Source organism: Archangium minus (genome assembly GCF_044360475.1).
GTDB classification, from domain to species: Bacteria; Myxococcota; Myxococcia; order Myxococcales; family Myxococcaceae; genus Archangium; species Archangium minus.
Genome location: NZ_CP043494.1, coordinates 7045156 through 7070767, shown reverse-complemented (window position 1 = coordinate 7070767; position 25612 = coordinate 7045156). Strand labels below are relative to the sequence as shown.

The following is a 25612-nucleotide window of genomic DNA, read 5'->3' as shown; positions in this document are numbered from 1 at the left end:
GGCGCGAACGTGAAAAGGAAGAGGGGGCCATGGCATCCACGAGAGGCAAGCGTAAGGGGGCCCGCGGGCCCATGCAGCTCTTCGACATTGAGCTGCCGGAAGGCATCAGCGCGGTGGCCTTCTCTCCGGAGGGGCTCCGCATCGCGGCGGCTACCTTTGGCGGTCCCGTGGTTCTCGTCGACGCGAGGTCCGGCGTGCTCCTCCGGGAGCTGCCTGGACATGCGGACGGAACGCTGGCGGTGAGCTTCTCACCGGACGGTGAGCAGCTCGCCACGGGAGGATGGGACGGCCGGGTCCGCGTCCACGCCTTGGATTCGTGGCAGGAGCTCCACGCCTGGGAAGCCGGCGGCGCCTGGGTGGAGCACGTCCAGTGGTCGCCATCGGGGGGCCATCTCGCCGCGGCGGCGGGGCGCGCTGTCCGCATCTGGTCTCGCCGGGGCGCCCTGAAGGGCGGCTACGAGCAGCATGCCAGTACCGTCACCTCCATCCAGTGGAGCGCGAGCGGCACGGGCATCATCTCCTCGTGCAACGGCGGACTCCACCGGCTCGAGGCGGGACGGAAGCGGCCGCTGGAGACGCTCGACGCAGAGGGCGCGGTCCTCGCCGTCGCCATCAGCCCGAACCGTCGCTACATCGCCGCGGGCAAGCAGGACGCGAGCGTCCGGCTCTGGGCCCTGCGCTCCTCCAAGGTCGACTCCTATGACATGCCGGGTTACCGGACCAAGGTCCGCACGCTGGCGTGGAACTCCGCCAGTAACCTCCTGGCTACCGGGGACGCCGAGCAGGTCGTCGTCTGGGAGCTGGGCTCCCGGGTTCGCGATCAGCAGCGCCCGCATCCCCTGAGGGCCCACTCGGAGCGGGTGACGGGGCTCGCCTTCCTCGAGGACGGCGCGGGCTCCGAGCTGCTGTTGTCCACTGGGCAGGACGGGCAGCTTTGTGGCTGGTACCCCACTCGGGGGCGGCGCCCGCTCTGGGCGCTCCATGCGGACGTGGCCCTTGAAGGGCTGACGCTCTCACCGGACAGGTCCATGGTGGTAGCGATTGGGGCCTGCGGGCGCCTGCTGGCGTGGCGCTTCGCGTCTTCCATGCGGCACTGACCCCACCTCTTGGCTGTACCCGCGATTTCAAGGAGGCAATGCCTTGGCGACTTCGGAGAAGAAGATTCCTGTCACCGTCCTGACCGGCTTTCTGGGCTCGGGCAAGACGACGCTCCTCAACCGCATCCTGACGGAGCAGCACGGCAAGCGCATCGCCGTCATCGAAAACGAGTTCGGGGAGATTGGCATCGACCAGGCGCTCGTCATCAACGCGGACGAGGAAGTCTTCGAGATGAACAACGGGTGCATCTGTTGCACGGTGCGGGGAGACCTCATCCGCATCCTCGGCAGCCTCATGCGCCGCAAGGACAAGTTCGACCATGTCCTCGTGGAGACCACGGGCATGGCGGACCCAAGCCCCGTGGCACAGACGTTCTTCGTCGATGACGAGATTGGCTCCCAGTTCAAGCTCGACGGCATCGTCACCCTGGTGGACGCCAAGCACGTCTCGCTGCACATCGACGACAGCGACGAGTGCAAGGAGCAGATCGCCTTCGGGGACGTCATCATCATCAACAAGACGGACCTGGTGACGCCGGAGGAGGTTGAGCGCGTGGAGCGCCGCATCCGGAGCATGAACGCCCTGGCCCGTATCCACCGGACGGTGAGGGGACAGATTCCCATCGAGAGCGTGCTCGACGTGGGCGGATTCGACCTGGGGCGGGCGCTGAAGCAGAAGCCCGCCTTCCTCGAGCCCGAGTACCCCTTTGAGTGGGGTGGCGTCTATTCGCTCCAGCCGGGCCAGGCCCGCCTCGTCCTCGGGGATGGCCCGGACGCGTCGATGGACGTCGCCTTCGTGCCGGTGGACTCGGCCGACGAGGCGGGGCTGAAGGAGGGCGCGGAGAAGGCCGTGCGCTTCTGGTCGCGCTCGCCCTCGCGCCGCGTTTCCGGCGGAGCCCTCGCCGCGGGGAACACCCACTTCCAGCTCGACTTCGCGAAGGATCGGGGCCGCAAGGTGTACCCCCTGACGGTGCCTCGCGAGGGGCTCTACGCCCTCTTCACGGAGCATGGTCCGGAGGAGTACGCGCTGCGGGTGGAGGATGCCGGGGGAGGCGCGCTGAAGCACCGGGTGGAGCAGGCCTTCGGCGCCGGCCACTCGCATGACGAGACGGTGACGTCCGTGGGCATCCACCTGGAGGGAGAGGTCGATCAGCACCGGCTGAATGCCTGGTTGGCCAAGGTGCTGCAAGAGCAGGGGACGGACATCTTCCGGATGAAGGGCATCCTCGCCATCGCGGGCCAGAAGAGCCGCTACGTCTTCCAGGGCGTGCACATGCTCTTTGACGGGCAGCCCGACAAGCCCTGGGGCAAGACGCCGCGTGCGAACGACCTCGTCTTCATCGGCCGCAATCTGGATCGGGAGGCGCTCACGGAGGGGTTCCGCAAGTGCCTCAAGTAACCCGGTTGCGAACGGGTATTGAGAGGGAGTGATGTCTCGGACATAGGATGCGGCCCCATGTGCCGCTTTGTCTTTTCCCTCTGCTCACTCCTGCTCCTGTTCACGGTGGGCTGCGCTCACTCGAACCCGTACTTGCCGACGCTGCCCGCCAGTCATGGACGATTGTCGTTCATCCTGGCCAAGTACGTAGAGCAGCAATCGGGGTCGCTCGACGAGTTCGTGCCGGTTCCTCCGGGCGTCCTCGACAACTCCACTCCGCTCGTCGTGGAGCCCGCCCAGGCGCCCGGTGTCTTCGCGGACGCAGTCCAGGTGCTGCGCGGAAAGGCCTCGGAGGAGCAGGTCCGCCAGGCTGCGGAGGACCTCTGGGCCAGTTGTGAGTCCGGGTTCTCGGAGGCGTGCGTCTTCCTGCGCGAGCAGTACAAGGCCCCGCAGAAGCTCCCCCAATTCTGGTCGGACGACCCCGCGGTGGCTCGCGTGCGGCCAATCCTTGCCATCGTGGTCATTCACTGCAGGGTGGGTGTGGATGGAGTGCCCCGGCAGTGTACGGCGTTGGAAGGGGGCCCCCATGGACTCACGGAGGCGGTTCTCGAGTACGCCACCAAGGTGCGGTACCATCCCGCGACCCTGGCCGGACACCCCATCGAGATACCCTTCACCACCGCTATCAAAACCGGGCCCACCCACCGCCTCACAACGGAGAAGTGGCTCGAGTGGGCTCGGGCCCGGGCGGCGAGGTTCCCCCAGAGCTCCACGGCATGGGCGGACTTGGCGATCCTGCTCTCGATTCAGGCACCCGAGGACCCCTGGTATGCGGACTCCCTGCACTACCTGCATGTGCTGAGGCCGGGTTTCTGGTGGGCGGCCAACGAGCTGGCGTGGCTTCACGTGCAGGGGGGCCGCTACGCGGAGGCCGCCCCACTTGCGAAGCGTGCGCGAGCCCTGGCGCCGGGCAACTCCTACGTCCTGGAGACCTCCGCGGCGGTGATGGCCGCCACGGGCCAGTGTGAGCAGGCGCTCCTGGCTCAGCGCCGCGCGGTGGAGAAGCTCCCGGCGGAGTGGCCTGCCCCGGAGAAGGAGCGCTTTGCTCGCACGCTGGAGGAGTACGAGCGGAAGTGCAAGCCGGCGGATGCGGCGCCCGCGCCGGAGCAGCCACGCGGATAGGCGTTTGTCTTCGATCGGCCCTCTCACGCCTATGCGTTGAGGGTCCTCGTCGCCAAGAAGCGATCGATGCCAGCTTCCAGCAGGGGGCCCATCCCGCCGAAGCGCCCCTGCCCGGCAACAATGTTCAAGGACGAGTGGCGCACACGGCGGTGCAGGTATTCCGCCATCGCCGGTAGGTGCGCGTTGTCCTGGGCACCGGTCTCCAGGAAGAGCGGAACACCGCCTTCATCCACCTGCTCGAGCGTGAAGCCAGGCTCTCGGCCCCACGCGAGCTCCGCGCCGAACGCCATGTACCAGTAGCCGCGTTGCCCGCACTCCTCGAGGAGTGTCGCGAAGTAGGTGTGAAAGGGATGCCCAGGCTGGAGCATCGCACGCTCCTCGGCTGAGAGGTTCGCGTCCACGAAGCTGCGGATCTTCGCCGCGGTTGAGGACAGCCCGAACAACGCTGTCATCGGGTACAGCAGGGCAGGGAAGCGCTGCGCGGTTGACCACAGCGCGGCATCATTCGGACGAGCGCCCTTGGTGACTTCAGGGTGCTCGGTCATCCAGCGGCCTGGAAGCAGGGGCCCGAACAGTCCAGCGCGCTCGATCCGGTTCGGTGCAAGGGCCGTGACGCCCAGCGCCACCAGCGTGCCGTAGCTGATGGCGATCAGCAGAAACTTCTCGATGCGAAGGTGATCCGCGAGGCGAATCACGCTCGCCGCCAGGTCGACGAGCCGAGACGACGGTGGCGGATCCGCAAGGCCTCCGAGGAGGTTGGGCGCGAGGCAGCGCAGTCCTCGTGCTCGGAAGAATTCATCATGCGCCGAGTACATGAGCCCAGACGCGCCCATCCCGTGGAGCGCGATGAGCGGCGCGCCGCTCGGGTCGCCGAACTCCCAATAGGTCAAGGGCGCGCCCTCCTGGAGCCTGGCGATCCGCGCTCCAGCGGACCTGCTACCCGGAGCGGTGCGCCGCACGAGCTCCGCGTCCGAAAGCGGCGGCGGACTCTTCCAGATGCGCCTCGATGCGAGACCCATGGCTTCCCCCTCATCAACAGTTCGCGGAGGCCGCCCTCATTGGCTGGAGAGCGGCCCACGCGCACGGAAGCACAAGGTCAGTGGAGCCGCAACCACGCCGCGAGCGGTGCCCAGGCGAGTGTCGGCGCGTCCTCCGCGTACAAGAGAGCACCATGGCCGAAGTCCTCGGCTAGAGCGATGGACTCCTGCCATCCAGGTAATCAATCACATTCTGCTCGAGCCGAACGTCAAGCGCGGCGAGATTCTCCCGGAAGTGGCTGAATTTGCTGCCTCCCAGTACTGGGATGATCGCTGGCTTTCGGTGCAGCATCCACGCGAGAACCAGGGTGTTGCCGTCGAGGCCCAGCCGGTTCCCGACTGTCTCGAGCCGTTCAAGGCGCGCGGCCGAATCGGGCGTATCGTAGAGGGGCCAGTTGTAATACGCGAGCCGCTTCTCCCTGCTCGCATAGATACCCTTCAGCAAGGGCGAGTACGCAAGCAGGGTCATCGAGGGGTTCTCCGCGAGATAGTCGAAGAACTCGTCGTCCGCATGGACCGCGACTCCCAGATTGGCGCCGGCGGCGGGTCGCAGGAAGCTATACTCCTGCTGGATCGCGACCGGTTGTGCCCAGCCATTCCGCTCGCAGATTGAGCGTATGCGCTCGAGCCGCCAGGTCCGCACATTGCTGTAGCCGATATGGCGGATCACGCCAGAGGTAACGAGCTCATGGAGCGTGCCGAGAGTTTCCTCGAGCGGGGTTTTGCGGTCATCGAGATGGATATAATAGAGGTCGATATAATCTGTGCGCAGGCGGCGGAGACTGTCCTTGACGGCGCCAAGGATGACCTGGCGCGACGCGCCCTCGTAATGCGACGGGACCTCGGCCCAGCGGGGGTTTCCGTCTGCGTCGCGGATCGCCCGTGGGTCGCGGAGGCGGGCACCGCATTTGGTCGCGAGGAAAAGCCGAGCCCTGTTCTTCCGCGCATGCATCCACTCCCCGAGCATGGCCTCGCTCTCATCTCCGACGAATTCCCCCTTCCCGACCCACCAGGAATAGCAGTTCGCCGTATCGATGAAGTTCCCGTTCTGCTCGGCGAAGAAGTCAAGCGTGCGGAACGATTCGTCTCTATCCATGAGGGTTCCCATCGCCATGGCCCCGAGGCAAACCCTGCTCACCTCCGCCCCTGTCTTTCCCAACACCGTATAGTTAATCATTTCCCTGTTCCCCAGTCGTTTGTGTGACCAGTCCTTTCTCGCCACGGTATCGGATTTTTGCCATCTAACGCCCCCGTAAATCCTTCTTCCGGCGCACTTCGGGCCGCGTCTCAGCGGAAGATTGCAGCCAGCGTCAACCGAGGGCGCGGCGCCTTGGGCTATCAGCCTTACCCGGGCGCTCTCCTGAGCGGGCTCGGAAGCACTTCGCCCCGCCTCACCAGAACTTCCACCACGGTTTCTGGGGTGGGGCAGGCGTGTTGGGCGGTGGTGCGGCAGGGGCTGATGGCCGGATGGCTGGCGCTTGGTTGTGCAGCTCCGCCGCTGCCTCCGCGGACAGCGTGATGACCGACGGGGCAAAGACGAGGTCCTCGGGCTTCGAGCCCGCGTTCAGCGCGTTGTTGAGGGCGTGGAGGGTGCTGCTGCGCAAGGCGATCGCGTTGAACTGATCCCGTGTCAGCGAGCCATCCGCGATCGCCTCCTCCGCGAGCCGGATGGACTCGCACCACAGGGGATCCTCGGGAAGGAACACCGGCCGCTCGTTCCGCGTGCCCGCTGTGACGAAGAGGGCCGAGTCGGGGAAGCGGGGCCCCATGTGTTGCACCAGCACCTGCCCGAAGGCCAGCGGGAGGTAGGCCACCAGCTTCTCGGCCTCCAACGGCGTGGCTCCCTGGGACCGGAGCTCCTCGTAGATGAGCTCATCGTCACGGTCGGGAGGATCGACGAAGGCTGCCACCGCTCGGCTCACATCCACGCCGCCCTGGAGCACCAGGAACAGCCGCTGGCTGAGGAACTCCGGCGCGCTCGGCCAGGGAGCCTTCTCCAGGGCTTCCTTCAGCTCGGGCCACTCCTGGTTGTCGAGGAGGACCTCGAGCACCATGGTCTGCGACGCTTGCTGGGCGTAATAGACGCGCAGCCAGTGGGTACCGGAGACCAGCGGCAGGGCCTTGAGCGCGCGCTCCAGCTCCTGGAACCAGGCGCGCGTGGCCTCCGCGGAGGGCTGTACGCCACGGCCCTGGATGTTCCCCAGGATGACCCGCCGGCGCACTCCCGAGAGCTCCCACTCCTCGACGGTCACATGCTCATCGGGTGGCCGGACGAACGCGCCCAGGAGGACGTGCAGGGAGCAGCGCGCGAGGTTTTCAAACGCATCCCGCTCGGCCTCCTGCGCCGTCTTGCCGAAGCCCCCGAAGGACTCGATGAGCACCCTCCCGGCCCACAGCTCGAGCACCACGTCGAGCTGCACGGAGCAGTGGCTCGGGTGGGACTGGGCGTTCACGAACCACGCTTGCGCACGTGGGCCGGAAGGGCCCAGGCGCAGCCAGTCGCCCTCGTCGAGGCAGGTCACATCATGGAGTTGCAACAGCTCGCGCAGGGGCGGGGTGGCGGAGGTCGAGGTCATGGTCAGTTAGGGTTCATAGGCGCGCAGCACGTGGTCCAGCTGTCGGGCCATCTGGGGATCGAGGTACTGGGCCGAGCGCACCGCCTCGCGCAGCGTCTGGAGCTGCGCTGGCGATGGACTGGCGGCGAAGCTCCGCAAGGACGCGTTCAGCCAGTGCCTGAGATGCTCCCGGGTCAGCTCACGTGCGAGCTCGTCGGGTAGATTGGCGGCGTCGAGCAGCAGGTGGAGGGCCTCGAAGCGCGTCAGGGCCGTGGTGAGCAGGAGGGCCTGCCGGAGGGTGTGAGGCGCCAGTCCCGGCCGGAGGAGGCACCGGCGCAGCCAGTCGGGTGTGACGCGCCCCGCGCGCTGGGTGAGGGCCTGGGTCGCGGCCCGGCAGACGCTCGGTGCCGGGTCGAGGAAGAGCTCGCGCAGGGCCTCCACGCCGCTGTCTCCTGCCAGCCGTCCCAATGCCGTGACTGCCTCGCGCCGCACCGCCACGCGCGGATGAGAGAGGAAGGGGGCCAGCAATGGCACGTCCGAGGCGCTGCCCGTCTCCCCCAGCCCGGCGAGGGCTCCAGGCCGCGTAGGCATCTCCCGGAGCGCCGCCCTGTACAGCTCGGAGACGTCCACGGTGCCAGAGAGTCTGCGCTGGGCCAGGTCGCGGATGGCCCGGTGGGAGTCCATCAACGCCTCGTGCACCTTGACCTCTCTGAGCGCGGGCACCCGCCGCATGTAGAGCGAGTAGGCCTCGCGCCGCATGAACATGGAGGGGGAGCGTTCCAGGCGCGCCAGCAGCCCCGAAAGCTCCTCGTCGGAGAAGAGCGCCTCCACCCGATCCAACGCGAATCGCCGGACCAGAGGATCCGGGTCGTCCAGACCGAAATCGGCGGCGCGTCGGGCCATCTCCCGCGGGCCCTTCAGCAACAGCTGGAAGGCCGTGCGGCGCGAGTGCCTCTTCAATGCATGGAGGTGTCTCTCCAACCACGTGAGTGCGTCCGGTTGGCGCAGCCGGTCCATCACCGCTTCGACGAAGGGCGTGTGGTCGGCGCGCTTGTGTTGGCGCAAGGCTTCCACCAGCGGGAGGTGCCGGGCCAGCAGCTCCACCGGGACATGGGGCAGCATGGCCGTCGCGGCCTGTCGTGCGGCCTCGCGCACGGGGCCTACCCAGTCATTGAGGCGCACGAGGAGGAAGGGCCAGGCGGTCACGTTCCCGCTCTCGGCCAGGTGCAGGAGGGCGGCCTGTCGCAGGTATCCATTCCCGTGGCACGCGAGCAGCGCCACCACCGAGGGGGACAGTGCCGCGAAGTCGCCGAGGTGCTGGGGACCCAGGTCGAGGTAGCCCAGCTCGTAGTCGCTGGCCTGGCGCAGCGCCTCGTCCAGGCCGCGCACGTCGTCCGGGCTGAGGTGGGTGAGGAGGTGGTGCAGCGCGACGGCGAGAGCGCGCGCCTCTCCCTTCTGGCTCGTGAACAGCAGCCGGAAGAGGGGCAGCACCAGGGCCGGTTCCCGCAGCTCTCCGAGTTGCAGCAGCAGGGCCTCCCGGTGGGGCCCTCGCGCACCACGCAGCTGTTCGAGGAAGCTGGTCTTCGTGTTCAGCGCCTCCAGCAGGGCCCGGGCACGTGGCGAGAGGTTTCTCATAACGGCTCCTGGACGCGCCGGGGACGGGAGGACTGACGTGTGTGACTTGGGCGCCGATGGTATCGCTGGAGCTCAACAAGAGGTTACTTCCACGTCGATAGCGATGATGACGATGTCATTCCCGAGGTGTGGGAGATTAAAAACGGGCTCCTCCAAAAGAGGAAGAGAAGTGGGTAGCCATCTATCGTCGGCCCTGCTGCCGCCGCAGGGCTGCCTCGAGCACGGACTCCTTGAGCAGGTAGCCGAAGCCCGCATTGCTCAGTCGCGCCACCAGGTCGTCCCGGGTTGTCTTCAAATTCCCCGCAGTGCGCTCCAGGTTCCACTCCGCATGCGCGAGCTGCTTGAGCAGGTAGGCCCGCCGCGTCTGCGCCGCCGACAGGCGGTACGTCTTGAGGTACTCGAGCGTCCCGTCCCCGCGCACGATGACCTCGCCGATGTGGTTCTCCTCGGTGGGCACCAGGCCGGTGACGAAGCGCTGGAGCTGGAACGGCCCCGCCTCGTAGACGGTGCTCGCCGAGACCTCCACGCCGAAGAGGCCCCCGGCCATGAAGCCCTGGAAGCTGGCCCAGTCCTTCCTCATCTGCTCGACGGCGGCCCGTAGGTCCCCGACCGAGGATACCCGCTGCTCATCGATAGACAGTCCCAGGGGCGGCACGTCTCCGAGGAAGCCGTATTGGAGCAGCAGGTCTCCGTAGAAGTCCTCCACCAGCGCTCGGTGCAGCGCGCGGTAGTCCTCGGGGTGCGAGACGATGAAGGCGGACAACAGCAGATCGGCATGGAAGATGAGCACGCCCACCTGCTGCTCGTGGATTTCAAAGAGCCGCAGGGCCTCGTCGAAGGCGGTGCTCGCCCAGCCCCCTACGGACCACTCGCCGCGGGGGTTCAACCCCCGGGAGAGGGCCTCCTGCGAGTACTCGGACCACGCCACCTCCGGTCCGCCGAAGTGCAGGGCGAGGAAGCCCTCCATTGCCAGGTGCAGCGGCAACAGCCGCAGCCGGTTCTTCTCCTCCCGGTGCACCATGCGGTGCATCAACCGGACGGTGAACGGACCCACCTTCAGCGCCTTGCCCTCGGGCTTGTGGAGCTGCGTCCCGAAGGCCGCTGCCGCGCTCCGGCTCCGGTCGTCCCACGCCATCACCAGGCCGTGCGGCACATAGGAGACGTACTTGAGCCCGGGCTCCATCAGCCCGCCTTTCAGCGCGACGACGGTGAGATCGTCATCGTACGTCCGCCGGGCGAAGCGCAGATCTCCCCGCACCTCATCCCTTAGCACCGGCACCAGGCGGATGCTGCCCCACGCCTGCGCGGGTGCCAGCCGCAAGCCCGTGGGAAGGAGGTGCTTCGTCTCTGTGCGGGCCATTACTCCTCCTCCTCGACAGTGGACGCTCCGGCGGTCTCCTGGGGCTCCGCACGCGTCTGGCTCCGCTGACCGCGCTCCATCAACCGCCGCACGCGTGCCGCGAGATAGTCCTCGAGCTCCGACAGCGGGGCCGCGCCCTCCGCGAAGCGAGCGAAGCCGAGCACCGTCGGCAGATCCTCCGCATCCCGCACGCCCACCGTGGGTACGTGGAGGCCAATGCCTCGGGGGGCGTAGAGCTCCGAGGCGAACACGGGGTTCACGTGGACGATGGACGTGCGACGAGCCGGGTCCAGCTTCGTGCGGAAGACGCGGGTCACCTCGGCCACGGCGTTCGGCGGATCATTGTCGTAGCCGTCGGACACGACGACGACCAGGTCTGGCTTCCAGTCCAGGGCATCGAGCAGCGGGGTGGACAGATCGGTCTGTCCCCGCGCGCCCATGAGGAGCGGATCCTGCACGGGGCTCGTCCAGAAGGCGCGGTACTCGCGGGCCGAGGCTGACAGCAGGTAATGCGCGGCGAGAGCCACCCCCAGCGGGCGGCGGCGCTTCTCGGTGGAGCCCGAGGCGGAGTAGCTGTTGTCCAGCACGGCGGCCACCCGGCCCAGGGGCACGGAGGCCCGGCGCAGCGTGCGGGTTGCTGCCTGCTCTATCGCGGCATGCAGCTCGGCTTGTCGCTCTCGCCTCACCTCCGGCTTCAAGGAGAGCACGTAGAGCGCCAGCTTCGTGAGCGGTGCGCGCCCCAGCTCAAATGAGAGCGTCACTCCGTCCTCGCGAGCGGCCGACCCCTGCAGGCGCAGCCGCTCGGCGGCGGTGAGGCGCGGCTCGATACGCGTGAGGAACACGTCACGGGGAATGCCGTGCTTCACGGCCAACCCCTCGGCGACGGTGAAGGGCAGCTCGAAGAGGGCGGACGCGTCGTAGTGGGCTTGGCGGAACTTCTCCAGCAGCGGCGTCGTGAACACGCGCTTGCGCCAGCCGTGGAAGAGGAAGGGATTGAGCTCGCCCCCGAGCTTCAGGTGCCCGTGCGCCACCGCGGCCCGCAGCTTGGCTCGGTACTTGATCGCATCGAACCCCAGGTCTGGCCGTCTCTCTAGATACTCCTGGACGATGGCGCGCGTCCGGCGGTTGTTGATGCGCCGTTCGCGCAGCACCTCCAGCACCCGGAAGGCCCGCTGCGGTGGCAACATCCGGAGCGCCGCCGCGATGAGTGCTCCCTCCTCACGCCGATCCGTGGCCGGCGTTTGCTTTCCGGTGGCCAGCAGGTTGAGGATGATCTGCGCCTGGTTGAAGTGGTTAATGCCCGCGGCCAGCGTCCGCGCATAGAGGCGGCGGTAGTTGCCCAGGATATAGGCGTGCAGGAACTCGATGGAGACCGCCTGCCCGCGCGCGTCGTTGTAGAACTCGCGCTGCCCCGTGCAGGAGAAGCACGCGTTCACGAACATCACCAGGTCCTCGCGTGCGACCTGCTCGGCGCGAGCCAACGCCACGTCCATCACACGTCCACCTCCCGAGAGCCTGTCTGGGCCTGGGCGAAATGAAGGAGCCGCTCGGGGAAGGCGGACACGACCAGCTAGTCAAGCTCCAGAGGCTCGGTTCGGAAGTCGCATCACAGTCCCGCGAGCGGCCCCTTCACCCTAGCACGACGGACGGTGCGCCAATTCCTGACGCGCCCGGAGGGGCATGTGTCCCCTCACTTCCCCATTCGTTGATTTCAGCTAGGGCTTCGGCTCCGCAGGGGAGAGACGGGAGAGCCGGCCGAAGGCGGTGGTGCTCACGGGCGGGTAGCGGGCGTGGTCCGGGTGGGCGACGAGCCGACTGAAGGTGATGGTCCGGCCTGTGTGCTGCGTTCCGAGCGCGACCTCTGTCTGCGGAGCAGCCCCGGGCGCGTCCGCATCCGAAAAGATGACGGAGAAGGGCTTTTGCCAGGAATCTGCCCGCGGGTTCACGCTCAGACTGGAGAGCAGCAGGTCCACGAGGAAGGAACTCCCGTCGAACGCTACGGTGGGCGGGGGCTCGGTGGAGTCAGGGGGCGGGTGCCAGCGGACGAGTGGTCCCCCCTGCTCGGTGCGTGCCACCACGAGCTGGCGCCTGGGATCGTAGCCCCACTGGATCTTCAGGTGGTCCACACCGAGCAGCTCCGTGTCGCTCAGACCCTCCGAGGCGGGAATGAGGCGATCATCGCGCACCTGGATGTGCAGGCGGACGGTGTCAGCCCTCAGGGGGAACGCGGTGACTCGCACGGAGGCGTCCTTCTCGCCCGTCCAGTGCTCGCGCCCAAAGAGGACGTGGTTGTACGTGGGAGGGAGCGCGGCGGCGGCCTCGGGTGAGGCGAGGACGGGGAGGATGGCTCCCTCGAACCGCTTCGTGCCGTGCTTCTCCGGGACGGAGTGGGTCATCGAGAAGCGAAGTCCCTCCCAGTCCTTCTCCTCGGAGGAGGTGCCGGGGCCGTGCATGAAGGGACTGCTCCGCGAGGACGCAACGAAGACGGGCTGGCCCTCGCGGAAGGCGAGGCTGACGCGGGACTCCTCATGCCCGTCCTTTCGTGACAGCTCCAGTCGGGAGGGCAGTGGCCTCGCTCGAGGGGGCTTGGAAGGGCAGGGGAGCTGCTCGGGAGGGGCGTCGAGGCCCCAGAGGATGCCGGGTTGCTGCTCCAGCACGTAGACGGAGGAAGAGGGCTCGCGAGGGTTACACAGGCGGGCGAGGTGCTCAGGCGCGGGGTCCTCGTCGAGCTGGGCACTGGAGCTCCAATCCACGGAGAGGGAGCGGTGGCGAGCGTACGCCTCGAGCTGCTCGCGGAAGGAGGGCGCGGCTCTCACGAGGGAGGGCCCGAGGAGGAGCGCGGCGAGGAGCGAGCGGGGGACGTCGGGAAGTCGCATGGGAGGGATATAACAACAGCGTGTTCCAACCCGTAAGATGAGCGAATGGATTCCCGACCAGCGAGTGACGACGAGTTCCTCGAAGCAGTGGAGGCGGCGACGTGGCCGGGTGAAAGCTTCGGACACCGGGAGCACGTGCGGCTGGGATGGCTGTACCTGCGCCGGCACGGGAGCGAGGCGGGATACGCGCGCATCCAGGAGACGATCCGCCGCTACGCGACGGCGTTGGGAGCGGCGGGCAAGTACCACGAGACGATGACGAGGGCGTGGAGCGCGCACGTGTACGCGGCACTCCGGGAGACACCAGAACTGGAGCGCTTCGACACCTTCTTGGCGGCGCACCCGGAGCTGCTGAACGGAAAGCTGCTGGAGCGGCACTACCGGAAGGAGACGCTGGAGTCGGATGAGGCGCGCCGGAACTGGGTCGCGCCGGACGTCTCACCGCTGCCGGGGTTTCCGTGACTCAGCAGGCCGCGATCACCGCGTTTCCACCGCGTGATCGATCAGCACCACCGGCATATCCAGTGAGCAGCGTTCCACGCGCCCTTCGACACCGTACGCCTCGCGAAGGATGTCGGACGTCATGACTTCGGCCGGAGGGCCCGCCGCCAGCAGACCCGGCTTGCCCAGGACGATGACGACATCACAGAAGCGCATGGCCAGGTTGATGTCATGCACCGCCATCAGGCAGATGGCCCCGTCACGGGTTGTAATGGTGCGAACCGTCTTGATGACGCTCAACTGCCACCGCAGATCCAGCGCGCTGGTCGGCTCGTCGAGCAGGAGCAACCGCGGCTTGCGCACGAGCACCTGTGCCAGGCCGATCATCTGTCGCTGCCCACCCGACATCTCCGCCAGGCGTCTCAGCGCCAGGTCGGAAAGGCCCAACGCGTTGAAGGTTTCCGACACCAGGGACTCGGCGCGCTTGGTGGGAAGGTCGGGGCGAACCGCTCGCACCGCGCTCAGCATGGCTTCGTAGGCGACGAGAGACGTTGGCTGCGGCAGGGTCTGCGGCAGATAGCCCACCAGACGGACCCGCTGGCCAGGGCTCTGCGTCATCAGCTCCACGCCGTCGAGCAGGATGTTCCCCGTCGCCTTGTGCAGTCCGGCGAGGGTCTGGAGCAGCGTCGACTTCCCGACCGCGTTCGGGCCGAGCACGGCGACCATCGAGCCCGGCGTGATGACCGGCAGGCTGAGGCCTGACAGCACCCGACGCTTGCCGTAGCCGGTGGAGAGCTGGGTGACCTTCAATCCCTCGTTCACGATCGCCTCCGCTGCGCGAGGATCAGCCCGACGAACAAAGGAATCCCCACGAACGTGGTGACCATGCCCACAGGGAGGATGAGCCCCGGCACCAGCGACTTGCTGACGATGGAGGCGAGCGAGAGGGAGAGCGCCCCCGCCAGGGTGCTGCCGGGCAGGAACACCTTGTGGTTCTCTCCCAGCGCCATGCGAGCAATGTGCGGTCCGACCAGGCCCACGAAGGCGATCTCACCCACGAACGAGACCGCCACGGCCGCGAGCAGGCTGACCCGCAGGAGGACGAGCAGCCGCAGTCGCTCGACGGAGATGCCGAGGCTGCGGGCGTGGTCCTCGCCCCCGCGAAGCGCGGTCAGGGACCAGCTCTGACGCATCGACAGCGGCAGGCAGAGGGCGAGCGTCACCGCGACGATGCCGATCTTGTCCCAATTGGCGCGCGACAGGCTGCCCATGGTCCAGAAGATGATCTCCTGAGAGGCGCTGGCATCCGCCATGAAATGCACCAGCGAGACCATCGATTGGAAGGCGAAGTAGAGCGCGATCCCGAACAGGACCACGACGTCGAGCGAGGCGCCATAGAACCGCGACAAGCTCTGGATGAGGAGGGTGGCGCAGATCGCCCCCACGAAGGCGCTGGCCGAAATCACGTAGTTCGAACCCACCCCGGGGAGATCGAACTGGAACACGATCGCCAGCGAGGCCCCCAGTGTCGCGGCCCCCGAGATGCCCAACGTGAAGGGGCTGGCCAGTGGGTTGTTCAGCACCGTCTGCATCTCGGCGCCCGAGAGGCCCAGCGCCGCCCCCACCAGCACCGCCATCACCGCATAGGGCAGGCGCACGTCCCAGAGAATGACCTGCTTGCCAGCATCCAGCGCCGAAGGCTCGATCAGGCCCGTGACGATGTCGCCTACGGGGAACGTCGACGGACCCGTCGCGACATCGAACAGGAAGGACAGCACCAGAGCGGCGGCGAAGCCCGCAATGACGAGCAGCCGCACCAGCAGGTAGCGGCGGTAGCCCGTGGCAAGAGAATCACCCGACGCGGCAGCGATCACTTCAATCCAATCCAGTAGGTGCCATCCAACTCCATGGGCTGGAAGCGGCTGTAGAGGGTGCGCAGGGTCGCCTCGGGATCAACGTCGGCGAACAGGTCCGGGTGCAGCCATTTGGCGAAGGCCTGGACGGCGGCGACGTTGAAGGGCGAGTTGTAGAAGTGATGCCACACGCCAAACGCACGTCCCTCCTTCACTGCCTTCAGCGCGCTGATGCCGGGACGGCTGGTCGCCCGCTTCAGGGAGGCGCGCGCGACCTCCGGTGTGACGTGCGCACCCAGCGCGATCTGGTGGCCGCTCTTCGTGGCGGTTGCCGCCGTGCCGATGGCGGTGCCCACGTAGACATCCGGCTGGTGGGTCAGCAGGTATTCCAGGCTGACCGTTCCGTGGACTCCCGGCACCACGTCACGCGCGAGGTTGGTTCCGCCAGCCCATTCGACAAAGCGGCCCATCATGCCGTTGACCATCGTGCTGCAGCACTCTTCAGAGAGCCCGACGCGGTTGTCGATGAAGACCGAGGGCTTCTTCTGGGCCTTCGCGATGCGATCGGTGACCCGCTTCATCTGCTCGTTGTAGAAGCCCACGAAGTCGGCCGCGACCTTCTGCTGGCCCAGCACCTTGCCCAGCAGCTCGATGCTGCGCGGCGTGTTGACGAGTGGGTCCTGACGGAAGTCGATGAAGATGACCGCGATTCCGGCGGCCTCCAGCTTGGCGATCACATCTCCCTGGGAGGGAGACGGGCCATGGCCCTCGAGTCCGAAGATCGCGACCTGCGGCGACAGCGACACCGCCTTCTCGAGGCTGAACGTGTCCGCCGACGCATTGCCGATCAACGGCACCTTGGCCAGCTTCGGGAAGCGGGAGAGATACTGCGCGTACCCCGCCGGATCCAGGCGCTGGAACTCGCCGAACTGCCCCACGACTCGCTTGAGGGGATCCTCGCGATCGAAGATCGCCAGCACCGGCACGTAACGGCCTTCGCCAAGAATCACCCGCTCGACCTTGGCGGGCACCTTGACGGTTCGCCCAGCGAGGTCCGTCACGGAGAGGGTGTCAGCGGCAAGCGCCGAAAGGGGAGTCAGTACCAGGGAGAGTGCGAGCAGAAGCAGACGCAGCATGACGGCTCCGGAGAGTATGCGTTTTTGACGGAGAGGGCGATGCTTTCCGTGAGGCGGCTCCCCCCAGGAGTACGGAGGGGGGAGTCTCAAGGCCCGGGAACGTCCGGACTCAGGCCGCGCTGGTGGCGGAGGCCTGCTGGAGGCACTCGCGCATCGCTTCCTCGGCCATGTCGATGGTGTAGTCGATCTGCTCGACCGTGTGAGCCGCACAGATGAAGTTGAGGTCGCGGCGCAGCAGGATGCCACGGCGTGCCATGCCCGCCTGGAAGGGCTGGGTGAGCTTCGCGTTCTCCACGGGGTTCTTGGAGAAGCGGAACAGGGGGATGGCGTCATAGCCCAGGATGCGCAGCGGCGAGCCCACGCGCTCGGCCCGGGCGTTGATGCCCGTGGCCAGCCGACGGCCCAGGTTCGCCAGGTGCTCGGTGAAGCCCGGCTCGCGGCTCACCTTGAGCACGGCCTCGCACACCGCCAGCGACAGCAGCTCGCCGCCGAACGTGGTGGACACCTGCAGATCCGCCAGCTTGCTCAGGAACTTCTCCGGCCCCGCCACCGCCGACAGCGGCATGCCCGCGGCGATCGCCTTGGACAGACAGACGAAGTCGGCCCGCACGTCGAAGTACTGCTGGGCACCGCCCGGCGCCAGCCGGAAGCCGGTGATGACCTCGTCCTGGATGAGCAGCACGCCGTGCGCCGTGCACGTGGCGCGCAGCTTGTGCATGAACTCGCGGGTGAGGCAGCGGTTGAAGGGCACCGACAGCAGCACCGCCGCGAGCTTCTGACCCGTCTCCTCGATGCAGCTCAGCAGCGCCGCCTCGTCCGGCTCCTCGAAGAGCGGCATGCGCCGCGTGTACTGGGACAGCACCGCGGGCACTCCCGGTGTGTCATACATGAAGTGGTCGTGCCAACCGTTGTAGCCCACCGTGATGATGTGCTCCTTGCCCGTGACGTAGCGCGCCAGGCGCACCGCCGCCGAGGTGGCATCCGCTCCCGTCTTGAAGAAGCGCGCCATCTCCGCGCCGGGGATCATCTCCACCAACGTCTTCGCGGCGCTGACCTCCCAGGCCGTGGGCAGCGAGTGCAGCAGCCCCTCCTCCAGGTGCTTGCGGATGGTGTCCACGACGGCCGGGTGGTTGTGGCCGAGCGAGCTCGCGCCCAGTCCGCAGATGTAGTCGATGTACTGCTGACCATCCACGTCCTCCACCAACGCGCCCTGTCCACGGGCGAGGTAGACCGGGAAGGAGCCCGGAGCGAACATCTCCGGCTTCTTCATCATCGTCTGGGTGAGACCGGGCACCAGCCGCTTCGCCTCGGCCAGCAGGCGGTTGGAGTTGGTGAGATCCATCTTGCCCACGATGGGCCGGGGCAACGACGGATGCCTGTTCGTTTGTGCGTCCATGGGATTCCTTCGTGTGAATGGGAACTGCGTTGGAAGACTCAGGCCGGCACCGCGCTCGGAGCAGGGGTACGCCGGTCAAACAGCCAGAGCATGCCGAGCGCGCAGCCCGTCACCCCGGCGGCGATCCAGCCCACCCGGCTGAACCCCACCAGCGCGCCATCCGGCGCCACCGTCAGCAACAGGCCTCCGACCCACGCGCCGAACCCGGAGGCGCCATCGCTCGCCGCCATGTTGATCGCCATGTAGCGGCCGCGCAGCGCGGGAGGCACTCGGGAGGCGACCAGCGCCAGGGTGGGGATGGCCCGCCCGGAGGTCAGCACCATGAACAGCACGAACACCCCCGCCACGGCCGGCAGCGGTGCCGGGGACAGGTGCGTAAACAACAGGTGCGGCCCCAGGGTGCCCACCAGCAGCGCGCCCAGGACGCGGGCCGGACCGAACCGATCAGCCAGCCGCCCCATGAAGCGCGAGCTCAACAACGTGGCGGCGCCGCCCGCCAGATACACCCAGGACAGGTCGGACAGCTGCAACCCGAGGTTGCCCACCATGAAGGGGCTCAGATAGGGAATCAGCAGGAAGCCCGAGGACACCACGCAGAAGGTCAACACCCACCCGAGCGCCAGGGCGGGCGTCCAGCTCTGCACGGGCGCGGAACCGCCTCTCGCATCAGGGCCTCTTGACGGGTGTGGCGGGACCGGGGGCAGGGCGGACAGCAGCGCGAGCCACAGCACACTCCCGAGCGCGCCAATGACCCAGAACGGCGAGCGCCACCCCCACTGGCTCGCCAGCCACAGCCCCAGGGGTACGCCCGCCACCGCGACCAGGCCATACGATGACATCACCGTGCCAATGGCTCGGCCCCGACGCTCCGCGGGGATGACGTCCCCGATGATGGCCTGCACCCCCGCGCTCATCAGCCCCGCGCAGGCTCCCGCCACGGAGCGCGCCACGAACAACCCGAGGTGGCTGTCCGCGACGCCGCACAGCAGCGTGGACACGATGAACCCCGCGTAGAGCCCGAGCAGCGTGCGCTTGCGATCGAACCGATCCAGCCACAGCCCGCCCAACAACCCCATGCCCGCGGAGGCCAGCGTGTACGCGGACACCAACGCCCCGAACTGCGCGGCCGAGATGCCCAGGCGCCGCATGAACTCCGGCCCCAGCGGCATGACGATCATGAAGTCCAGCAGGTGGGTGAACTGCACGGCCGCCAGCAGCCAGAGCACCCGCTGCTCGGATTTCGGCGAGGAGGAAACGCTCACGACACGCTCCGGGGACACGACGTTTTTTTAATTCGTGATATTGAGAATGAGAATCAAAATCACGAACCGGGCGCACTGTAGGCGATGTGGAGGGCATTCGGCAAGTCCCTCCATCTCTCCGAGAGGGTGTCAAAGGACTCGCGAGGAGGCGGAGGTCCGTGAGGAGGGGGGGATTGTCCTGGGGCGCTTATGGGTCGAATCGCCGCCCGGACTTCTTGTCCGAGAGGTCGTGAACGAAGTGGTACGCCAGCCCGTGGTTCGGCACTTCGCGTACCCTGAATCCGAATCGCTCAAGCACGCGGCGCAGCTTCAGGTTGGGTTGGGCGCAGTGGACCGCATGAACAATCCACTCGACCGAGGCCAGCTCACGGGTGCTCGCATATCGCTCGGCGAGGAGCCAGAGGGTCTGGAGGATGCCTTCACCGCCTCCGTCGATCTGTGCCAGCTCCACGACGAGCTGGTTCTCCTTCACCTGGAATTGGCCGAGGACTTGCGCCGAGCCAGCCTGGAAAACAAGAGGCTCGTTCGTGAAGACGAAGGCCCGAAGCTCTTCATCGGAGAGCTGGAGGATGCTCTCCGGCGTGTAGCCCTCGAGCAGGAGTTGTCGGCGAGTCGTCATGGTCTACTCGTGCAGGCGCACGTCGAAGCCGAGCCCCGCATGGGCCGTCAATGCGAAGCGCTGGTAGGCGTCGTCGCCGATAAGGAAGTAGTCCGCCCCCACGTCCACCAGTGCGACGAAGCCAGCCGGCAGCGCCAGCCTGCCGCCCACCACCGCGCCGACGCCATAGCCTCCTGCTCCGGGGTTGAGGGTGGCGCGTACGCCCACGAAGGGCCGCACGCGGCCCCGGCTCGGTACAAGCCCTCCCTGGAGATGAAAGGCCGGAGGGCCCCCGAGCCACACATGGGCCCCCGCCTCCAGCAGGCCCCGGTTGATGGAGACGCCCGCGCCCGGTCTCCACACGCGATTCAGGGGCTCAACGAGCGCCAGGGCTTCCGGCCGCAGGATGAGCGTCTTGCGTGCCCGCTCCAACGCCTGGCGCTCGCGCAGAGCCGCTTGCTCCGCCGCGTACAGCTTCTCGGCTTCCACCCGCTCACGGATACCCTCCGCGAGGGCGACCAGCTCGGGCGGGAAGCGGACGGGATCTACCCTCATCCCCGGGTGCTCACGCGCGAGCAACTCGAGCTCCTGCTGGACTCGGTTCGCATAGCCGAGCACCTGCAGGGAGGCTGCTAGGTACATGCGCGCCATTCCCCGCTCCTCGGCGGGACGCTCCGGCCCGGCCAGTACCTGCTCGCAGGCCTGGACCGCCGCCTCGTACTGCCCGCTTTCATAGAGGCCGCTGCACGACGGTGGCTCCGCGCGGATGGCCCGAGGCAGGAGCAGCAGCACCACGAAGGCGAGGACGCTTGGGCTCATGGCAGGGGGGAGGCCAGCTCAATGGGCTCGAGTTGGGTGGTGTACGTCAGGGTTTCGTTCGGGGAGATGACGATCTTCTGTCGGTGGGGCTTGATGCCGGGATTGCGCAGCTCGAGCTCATGCTCGCCCGCGGTCAACACGTAGCGGTGCAGGGGCGGCACCCGCCCGAGCATCTCTCCATCCACCCAGACGTGGGCCCAGGCGCCCTTGACGGTGAGGTAGAGCGTTCCGGTGGTGCTCATCACCGGGGGCTTCTGCGTGGACTGAGTCGTGGTGGGCGGCACGGCCGGTTGCGTGACAGGTGATTTCCCAGTGGCGTTCGTCACCAGGGGGGCGGGCTTTGCGGGCGGGGGCGTCTGCTCGCGCACAGGAGCCGGGCGGGGTGTCTTCTTCGCCACGAGGGGAGGGGATTTCGCAGGGGCAGACGCCGCCGGGAGCGGCGAAGAAGCCTCTGGGTTAGGCCGGGGCTCCGGGTCAGGCGTAACAGAAGGGGGCGGTGGGGCCGCCAGGGCGGGGCTTTCTTCGGCCACGGCCGGCACCTTCGTCACGGGCGTCACGGAGGAAGGTCCGCGGCCCAGAAGCGAGACGCCCCCGAGCCCGAGGACCAGCAGCCCGCCCGCCACCAGGCCCTGCTGCCAACGCGCACCGCGTGCAGGAGATGGCTGAGGCTCCGCTCGCACCATCGGCGTTGGCGTCGCCAGGGACTGCATGGGCGTTGGCGTCGCCAGGGACTGCATGGGTGTTGGCGTCGCCAGGGACTGCATGGGCGTTGGCGTCACAGTGGGCGCCAGGCGCTCACCGGAGGGGGAGCCAGAGCCAGCGGACGGTCCCCGGAGGGTCGCGTCATCCAGGAAGGCGAGGGCAGGTGCGGGCTTCACCTCGTCGAGGGAAGAAGGCTTGCTCCTGGCGTTCCCGGGCTTCTCCTGCTCCTGAAGCAGGGCTCTCATCTCCCGAGCCACCTCGCTGGCTGAGCCCGGGCGCTGACTGGGCTCCTTGGCGAGCAATTGGAAGACGAGATCATCGAGCCTGGGAGGCAACACCACGTAGGAGGAAGGCCGGATCGGCGGGCTCTTCAGGTGATGGGCCACGATCTCCATGGACGAACGGCCCGGGAAGGGGCGCCGTCCAGTCAACATCTCGAAGGCGATGACGCCCACCGCGTACAGGTCGGTCCGCGGGCTCACCGCTTCGCTCAGGGCCTGCTCCGGAGCCATGTAGTGGGGCGTGCCGACGATCAGGTCCGAGCGTGTCTGGGATGCGGTGCCATCGGGCTGGGTGCTGTGCTTGGCGAGCCCGAAATCGAGCACCTTCACGAGCTCCGTGCCGTCCACTTCCCGCACGACGAAGATGTTGCTCGGCTTGAGGTCGCGGTGGATGACGCCTCGGGCGTGGGCGGCCGAGAGTGCATCGAGCACCTCACCCAGCAGCTCCACAACCCGAGCGGGTGGCAGGGGGGCATACCGCGCGATGACGTGGCTGAGCGGCTCGCCCTCGAGGTACTCCATGACGAGGAACTGGCCGATGCCTGGCTCCTGGCCGAAGCCGAAGACGTCGATGATGCCGCGGTGCTGGATGGCACCCGCGGCCCGGGCCTCGGCCAGCAGATTCCTCGCGTGGGGGCCCCGGGCGTGCTCCTCACGCAGCAGCTTGAGGGCGACCCTGCGACCGATGGCCACATGCTCGGCCTCGTAGACGACGCCCATGCCCCCGCGGCCGATGCACCGGAGCACCTGGTACTCGCCGAGCCGCTGGCCCACGAGCGCGTCATCCTCCGCCGTGGGCTGCACGTCCCGCCCATCATCCGATGGCTCGGTGATGGGGCCGTGCAGAGGGCACGCCACCGCCCCCGGAGGCAGGGAGTTGCCGCAGCTCGGACAGGAACGAGAGGCAGGCGGGCTCATGTGGGTATCAACTGGCGCTGGCTGTCGTACCACACATGGGAACCCCTGCGGACTCCCGAGCCCGAGTATGGCGCGGAGTGAACCTCCTCTACCCTGAGTGTTCAGCTTGCCTGCTCACGGGACGGGCATCGTACTCAACCCGGTCAGGGGCGCCTCGAGGTGGCTCCTCGGGGCCCCGCACCGGGAGCGGACGCGAGGGCGGCCTCGGTGGCCTCGAGGACGGCGCGCAGCCGGGGATGCCGCTGGAAGTCCCGGTGATAGCCCACCCAGATGTCCCGGCCAGGAGGTGGCTCGCCGAGGTTCACCCGCTCCAGGCCGGGCAGGGCATCTCCCATCTGACGAGGCAGCACCGCGAGTCCCCCTCCCGCGGCGCACATCCTCGCCTGCACATCGCGGCTGTTGCTGCGCCCGGTGATTCGCGCCTCGGGCAGTCGTCCCGTGAGCCAGCCCACGTCCGCCAGGTGGTTGAACGCCGAGTCCATGGTGATGAGCCCATGGCCCGCGCCGCCCGTGGACGGGTCCGGGCGCCCGCGCCGCTCCAGGTAGTCGCGGGAGGCGTAGGCCTCGTAAGAGATGTGTATGAGCCGTTTCTGCACGACGTGCGCTTCCTCGAAGCGGCGGAAGCGGAAGACGAGGTCGGCTTCCCGGCGATCGAGGTTCAACAGCCGGGTCTCCGTGACGAGCTCCACTTGCAGCTTCGGATGCTGGAGCTGGAGCCGGGCGAAGATGGGCGCCAGGACGTGGCTGGCGAACCACTCCGAGCTGGAGACGCGCAACGTCCCCTCCACCTCGCTGTCCCGCCCCGCGAGGCGCCGCGCGAAGGCCAGGGCTTCCTCCTCCATGCGCTCGGCGTGGGCAAGCACCGCCGAGCCCTCCTCCGTCAGGACGAATCCCTCGGCGGTGCGCCGCAGCAACTTGCAGCCCAAGGCCTGCTCCAGCGCCTGGAGCCGGCGTCCCATCGTGGGCTGCGTCTGGCCGATGGCTCGCGCCGCGCCCACCAGGGAGCCCGCTCTCGCGATGGCCAGAAACACCTTGAGATCGTCCCACTGGGTGTCGTGCACGTCCTTCGCCTGGTTCGCTCGCATGCATGAACGCATACCGCGAATTCAGAACTGTCGATTTCCGAAGGCGGTTGTCTTGGCCATTTTGTGCGCCGTGACGGTGCCCACACCGTTCTTCTCAGGAGCATCGACGTGAGATCTCTTCCGCTCGTTACGAGCCTGCTGTTGTCCTCCGCTTGTGCCACCTCCACGGTTCAAAACCCACCGGCCTCTTCGCTCGTCGTCGCCGCCGAGAGCGACAGCATGATCTGGAACGCCGTGGCCCTCTCCGACGAGGGGTCCGTGTTCGTCGCGGGCCCGCGCTGGACCGGGTCCACGGGACCGTCCCTCGCCCGCCTGGACGCGGAGGGCCAGCCGCACCCCTATCCCGATGAGCGCTGGAACGGGTGGCAGCCCGGGCAGGACGCCCGCGAGGCCTTCGTGAACATCAATGCCATCCATCGAGGTCCGGAGGACTCGCTCTGGGTCATCGACACGGGCTCTCCCGACTTTGGCGGAGCGCCCCTGCCGGGTGGGGCGAAGGTGGTTCGCATCGACTTGAAGAGCGGCCAGGTGCTCCGGGTCTACCCGCTGGGGTCTGAGATCGCGACGCCCACGAGCTATGTCGATGACATCCGCCTCAAGGGCACCCGGGGCTATCTGACCGACGCGGGCCGTCCGGGACTCATCGTGCTCGACCTGGAGACGGGCGCGGCGCGGCGGGTGCTGGACAACGCCCCCGCCACCACGGCCCCCACGGATCGTCCCATCGTGCTGGAGGGCAAGGTGCTCCATGCTCCGGATGGTTCCGCGCTCCGGGTGCACGCGGATCCGCTGGAGCTGAGCCCCGACGGACAATGGCTCTACTTCGCCTCCCTGCATGGGCCCTGGTCCCGCATCGAGACACGTTGGTTGGACGATGCCAGCCTCACGCCCGAGGCTCTGCTGGCCCATGTCGAGCCCTGGGCCGATCTGCCTCCCACCGGGGGCACCTGGCTGGACACGAATGGGGACCTCTACTTCAGCGATCTCGCGGAGGACGCCCTGAAGAAGCGCACGCCCGAGGGACGCATCGAGACCGTCGTCGCAGATCCCCGGCTGCACTGGGTGGACGCGCCCTTCCTCGCCGCGGACGGATGGCTGTGGTTGCCGGTGCCGCAGATGGACCGCGTAGCCCTGTTCAACGGCGGAGTGGCGCGTACGGTTCGGCCCATCCAACTGCTGCGCCTGCGGGTGCGTTGAGCCTCGTGGAAGGCCGCCTGGGACTACATCAGCGTCCCGCAGTCGGCGATCCGTTGCACTCGAAGCGCGGCCAGCCGCTCCAGTGGTGCCGCCGCTTCCGGTCCCTCGAGCATCGCCACCGCGCGGGCGATCGCATCCAGGGTGGACATGCCTGACGGGTGCGTGGGCTCGCGGAGCCGGAGCATCCCGGGCGAGGGCGGTGGCAGCACCAACCGGGGGAGCGTCCGCAGCGCGGGGATCCGCTGGGTCATCCGCCGGGCCTGCGACCAGCTCGCGTCCAGTACCACCAGTTGCTTCGGCGCGGGGGCGTCCGGCGGTGAGGTGGGGCCATCGGGGTAGAGCAGCCAGGTGCCGGGCTCGGAGAGCAGGGCGGTGTCGAGGGACTCGTCCTGTGCCCCATAGGTGAGCAGCTGGGAATTCGCGAGGGCCAGCGCAGCCAGCCGCCCGGTGTTGCTCTTCTTCCAGGTCTCCACCACGTGCTGAAGGAGGAGGATACGGGTGCGCGTCTCCACCCGGGGGAGCTCGGCACACAGGCACAGGTGCTGCGGAAGGTTGCAGCGGTCACAGCGGGGCCGGAGGAAGACGCGGGGAGACATCCTTCGGGCATCCTGTTCCGGGAGCCACGGGAAGAGAAGTGTTCGTTCGTGGCCTCGCCGCACTGTGGGCTTCTACCTTCTGTGGGCACGGACGAGCAGCTCGAACGATCGGTGTATGTGTTGACGAGCAGGGGGGCGGTGCCTCACAAGGAGCCTCGTTTTTTCATGGCGGGCCGGCGCCTTTGCGAGGGGGATATCGTGAAAGATT

22 protein-coding genes are annotated in these 25612 nt (G+C 67.8%); 5 read left to right on the top strand and 17 right to left on the bottom strand.

All coding sequences use genetic code 11. The features are described 5' to 3' along the window. Window positions 1-29: 29 nt before the first annotated feature. Genes F0U60_RS28600 through F0U60_RS28590 form a run of 3 tightly spaced genes read left to right on the top strand, consistent with a single transcriptional unit; the run spans window position 30 to window position 3657 of the window. Complete coding sequence (locus F0U60_RS28600; protein WP_395804244.1) at window positions 30-1097, top strand: WD40 repeat domain-containing protein; 1068 nt, start codon at window positions 30-32, stop codon at window positions 1095-1097. Between the two features lie 43 nt (window positions 1098-1140). Beyond that, window positions 1141-2496, top strand: coding sequence for a CobW family GTP-binding protein (locus F0U60_RS28595; protein WP_395804242.1), 1356 nt, complete (start codon window positions 1141-1143; stop codon window positions 2494-2496). Window positions 2497-2553: 57 nt separating this feature from the next. After that, window positions 2554-3657 (top strand): hypothetical protein, encoded by a 1104-nt coding sequence (locus F0U60_RS28590; RefSeq protein ID WP_395804240.1) that lies wholly within the window; start codon window positions 2554-2556, stop codon window positions 3655-3657. A gap of 29 nt (window positions 3658-3686) precedes the next feature. On the opposite strand, the gene F0U60_RS28585 is transcribed toward F0U60_RS28590, so the two are convergent. The 7 genes from F0U60_RS28585 to F0U60_RS28555 all read right to left on the bottom strand — a co-directional run bounded on the left by F0U60_RS28585 (window position 3687) and on the right by F0U60_RS28555 (window position 13120). Then, a complete protein-coding gene (locus F0U60_RS28585) occupies window positions 3687-4676 on the bottom strand; it encodes an alpha/beta fold hydrolase (RefSeq protein WP_395804238.1) in 990 nt (329 codons plus the stop codon). Window positions 4677-4845: 169 nt separating this feature from the next. Beyond that, window positions 4846-5871 (bottom strand): aldo/keto reductase, encoded by a 1026-nt coding sequence (locus tag F0U60_RS28580; RefSeq protein ID WP_395804236.1) that lies wholly within the window; start codon window positions 5869-5871, stop codon window positions 4846-4848. Window positions 5872-6085: 214 nt separating this feature from the next. Next, the gene (locus tag F0U60_RS28575; protein WP_395804234.1) at window positions 6086-7270 is read right to left on the bottom strand and encodes a DUF6348 family protein; all 1185 of its coding nucleotides are present in this window, start codon (window positions 7268-7270) and stop codon (window positions 6086-6088) included. Window positions 7271-7276: 6 nt separating this feature from the next. Further along, window positions 7277-8884, bottom strand: coding sequence for a HEAT repeat domain-containing protein (locus F0U60_RS28570; protein ID WP_395804232.1), 1608 nt, complete (start codon window positions 8882-8884; stop codon window positions 7277-7279). A gap of 181 nt (window positions 8885-9065) precedes the next feature. Continuing rightward, window positions 9066-10244 (bottom strand): ARPP-2 domain-containing protein, encoded by a 1179-nt coding sequence (locus tag F0U60_RS28565; protein WP_395804230.1) that lies wholly within the window; start codon window positions 10242-10244, stop codon window positions 9066-9068. Further along, complete coding sequence (locus tag F0U60_RS28560) at window positions 10244-11737, bottom strand: hypothetical protein (protein ID WP_395804228.1); 1494 nt, start codon at window positions 11735-11737, stop codon at window positions 10244-10246. Before F0U60_RS28560 ends, F0U60_RS28565 begins: the two co-directional genes overlap by 1 nt. Window positions 11738-11959: 222 nt before the next feature. Next, window positions 11960-13120, bottom strand: coding sequence for a hypothetical protein (locus F0U60_RS28555; RefSeq protein WP_395804226.1), 1161 nt, complete (start codon window positions 13118-13120; stop codon window positions 11960-11962). Between the two features lie 45 nt (window positions 13121-13165). Here F0U60_RS28555 and F0U60_RS28550 point away from each other — a divergent pair, with 45 nt between their 5' ends. After that, on the top strand, window positions 13166-13582 hold the full coding sequence (locus F0U60_RS28550) for a hypothetical protein (RefSeq protein ID WP_395804224.1): 417 nt from the start codon (window positions 13166-13168) through the stop codon (window positions 13580-13582). A 15-nt stretch (window positions 13583-13597) separates the two neighbouring features. Here the strand turns inward: F0U60_RS28550 and F0U60_RS28545 are convergent, their stop codons facing one another. The 9 genes from F0U60_RS28545 to F0U60_RS28505 all read right to left on the bottom strand — a co-directional run bounded on the left by F0U60_RS28545 (window position 13598) and on the right by F0U60_RS28505 (window position 23611). Further along, the gene (locus F0U60_RS28545) at window positions 13598-14383 is read right to left on the bottom strand and encodes an ABC transporter ATP-binding protein (RefSeq protein WP_395804222.1); all 786 of its coding nucleotides are present in this window, start codon (window positions 14381-14383) and stop codon (window positions 13598-13600) included. After that, window positions 14380-15435: a FecCD family ABC transporter permease gene (locus F0U60_RS28540; RefSeq protein WP_395804220.1), complete on the bottom strand. Its 1056-nt coding sequence runs from the start codon at window positions 15433-15435 to the stop codon at window positions 14380-14382. The genes F0U60_RS28545 and F0U60_RS28540 overlap by 4 nt, the downstream gene beginning before the upstream one ends. Then, window positions 15432-16550 carry an ABC transporter substrate-binding protein gene (locus F0U60_RS28535; RefSeq protein WP_395804218.1) on the bottom strand — a complete coding sequence of 373 codons (1119 nt, stop codon included), beginning with the start codon at window positions 16548-16550 and terminating at the stop codon, window positions 15432-15434. Before F0U60_RS28535 ends, F0U60_RS28540 begins: the two co-directional genes overlap by 4 nt. 109 nt (window positions 16551-16659) lie before the next feature. Further along, window positions 16660-17946 carry a myxochelin B biosynthesis transaminase MxcL gene (gene mxcL / locus F0U60_RS28530; protein WP_395804216.1) on the bottom strand — a complete coding sequence of 429 codons (1287 nt, stop codon included), beginning with the start codon at window positions 17944-17946 and terminating at the stop codon, window positions 16660-16662. A 38-nt stretch (window positions 17947-17984) separates the two neighbouring features. After that, entirely contained in the window at window positions 17985-19208 is a 1224-nt protein-coding gene (gene mxcK / locus F0U60_RS28525; RefSeq protein ID WP_395804214.1) for a myxochelin export MFS transporter MxcK, read from the bottom strand. A 187-nt stretch (window positions 19209-19395) separates the two neighbouring features. Further along, on the bottom strand, window positions 19396-19827 hold the full coding sequence (locus F0U60_RS28520; protein WP_395804212.1) for a hypothetical protein: 432 nt from the start codon (window positions 19825-19827) through the stop codon (window positions 19396-19398). A 3-nt stretch (window positions 19828-19830) separates the two neighbouring features. Continuing rightward, complete coding sequence (locus tag F0U60_RS28515; RefSeq protein ID WP_395804210.1) at window positions 19831-20625, bottom strand: hypothetical protein; 795 nt, start codon at window positions 20623-20625, stop codon at window positions 19831-19833. Continuing rightward, complete coding sequence (locus tag F0U60_RS28510; RefSeq protein WP_395804208.1) at window positions 20622-22526, bottom strand: protein kinase; 1905 nt, start codon at window positions 22524-22526, stop codon at window positions 20622-20624. Before F0U60_RS28510 ends, F0U60_RS28515 begins: the two co-directional genes overlap by 4 nt. Window positions 22527-22669: 143 nt before the next feature. Next, complete coding sequence (locus F0U60_RS28505; protein WP_395804206.1) at window positions 22670-23611, bottom strand: LysR family transcriptional regulator; 942 nt, start codon at window positions 23609-23611, stop codon at window positions 22670-22672. Between the two features lie 108 nt (window positions 23612-23719). Here F0U60_RS28505 and F0U60_RS28500 point away from each other — a divergent pair, with 108 nt between their 5' ends. Beyond that, window positions 23720-24808, top strand: a complete 1089-nt coding sequence (locus F0U60_RS28500) for an L-dopachrome tautomerase-related protein (RefSeq protein ID WP_395804204.1) — start codon at window positions 23720-23722, stop codon at window positions 24806-24808. Between the two features lie 23 nt (window positions 24809-24831). On the opposite strand, the gene F0U60_RS28495 is transcribed toward F0U60_RS28500, so the two are convergent. Beyond that, window positions 24832-25404 (bottom strand): tRNA-uridine aminocarboxypropyltransferase, encoded by a 573-nt coding sequence (locus F0U60_RS28495; RefSeq protein WP_395804202.1) that lies wholly within the window; start codon window positions 25402-25404, stop codon window positions 24832-24834. Window positions 25405-25612 lie beyond the last annotated feature (208 nt).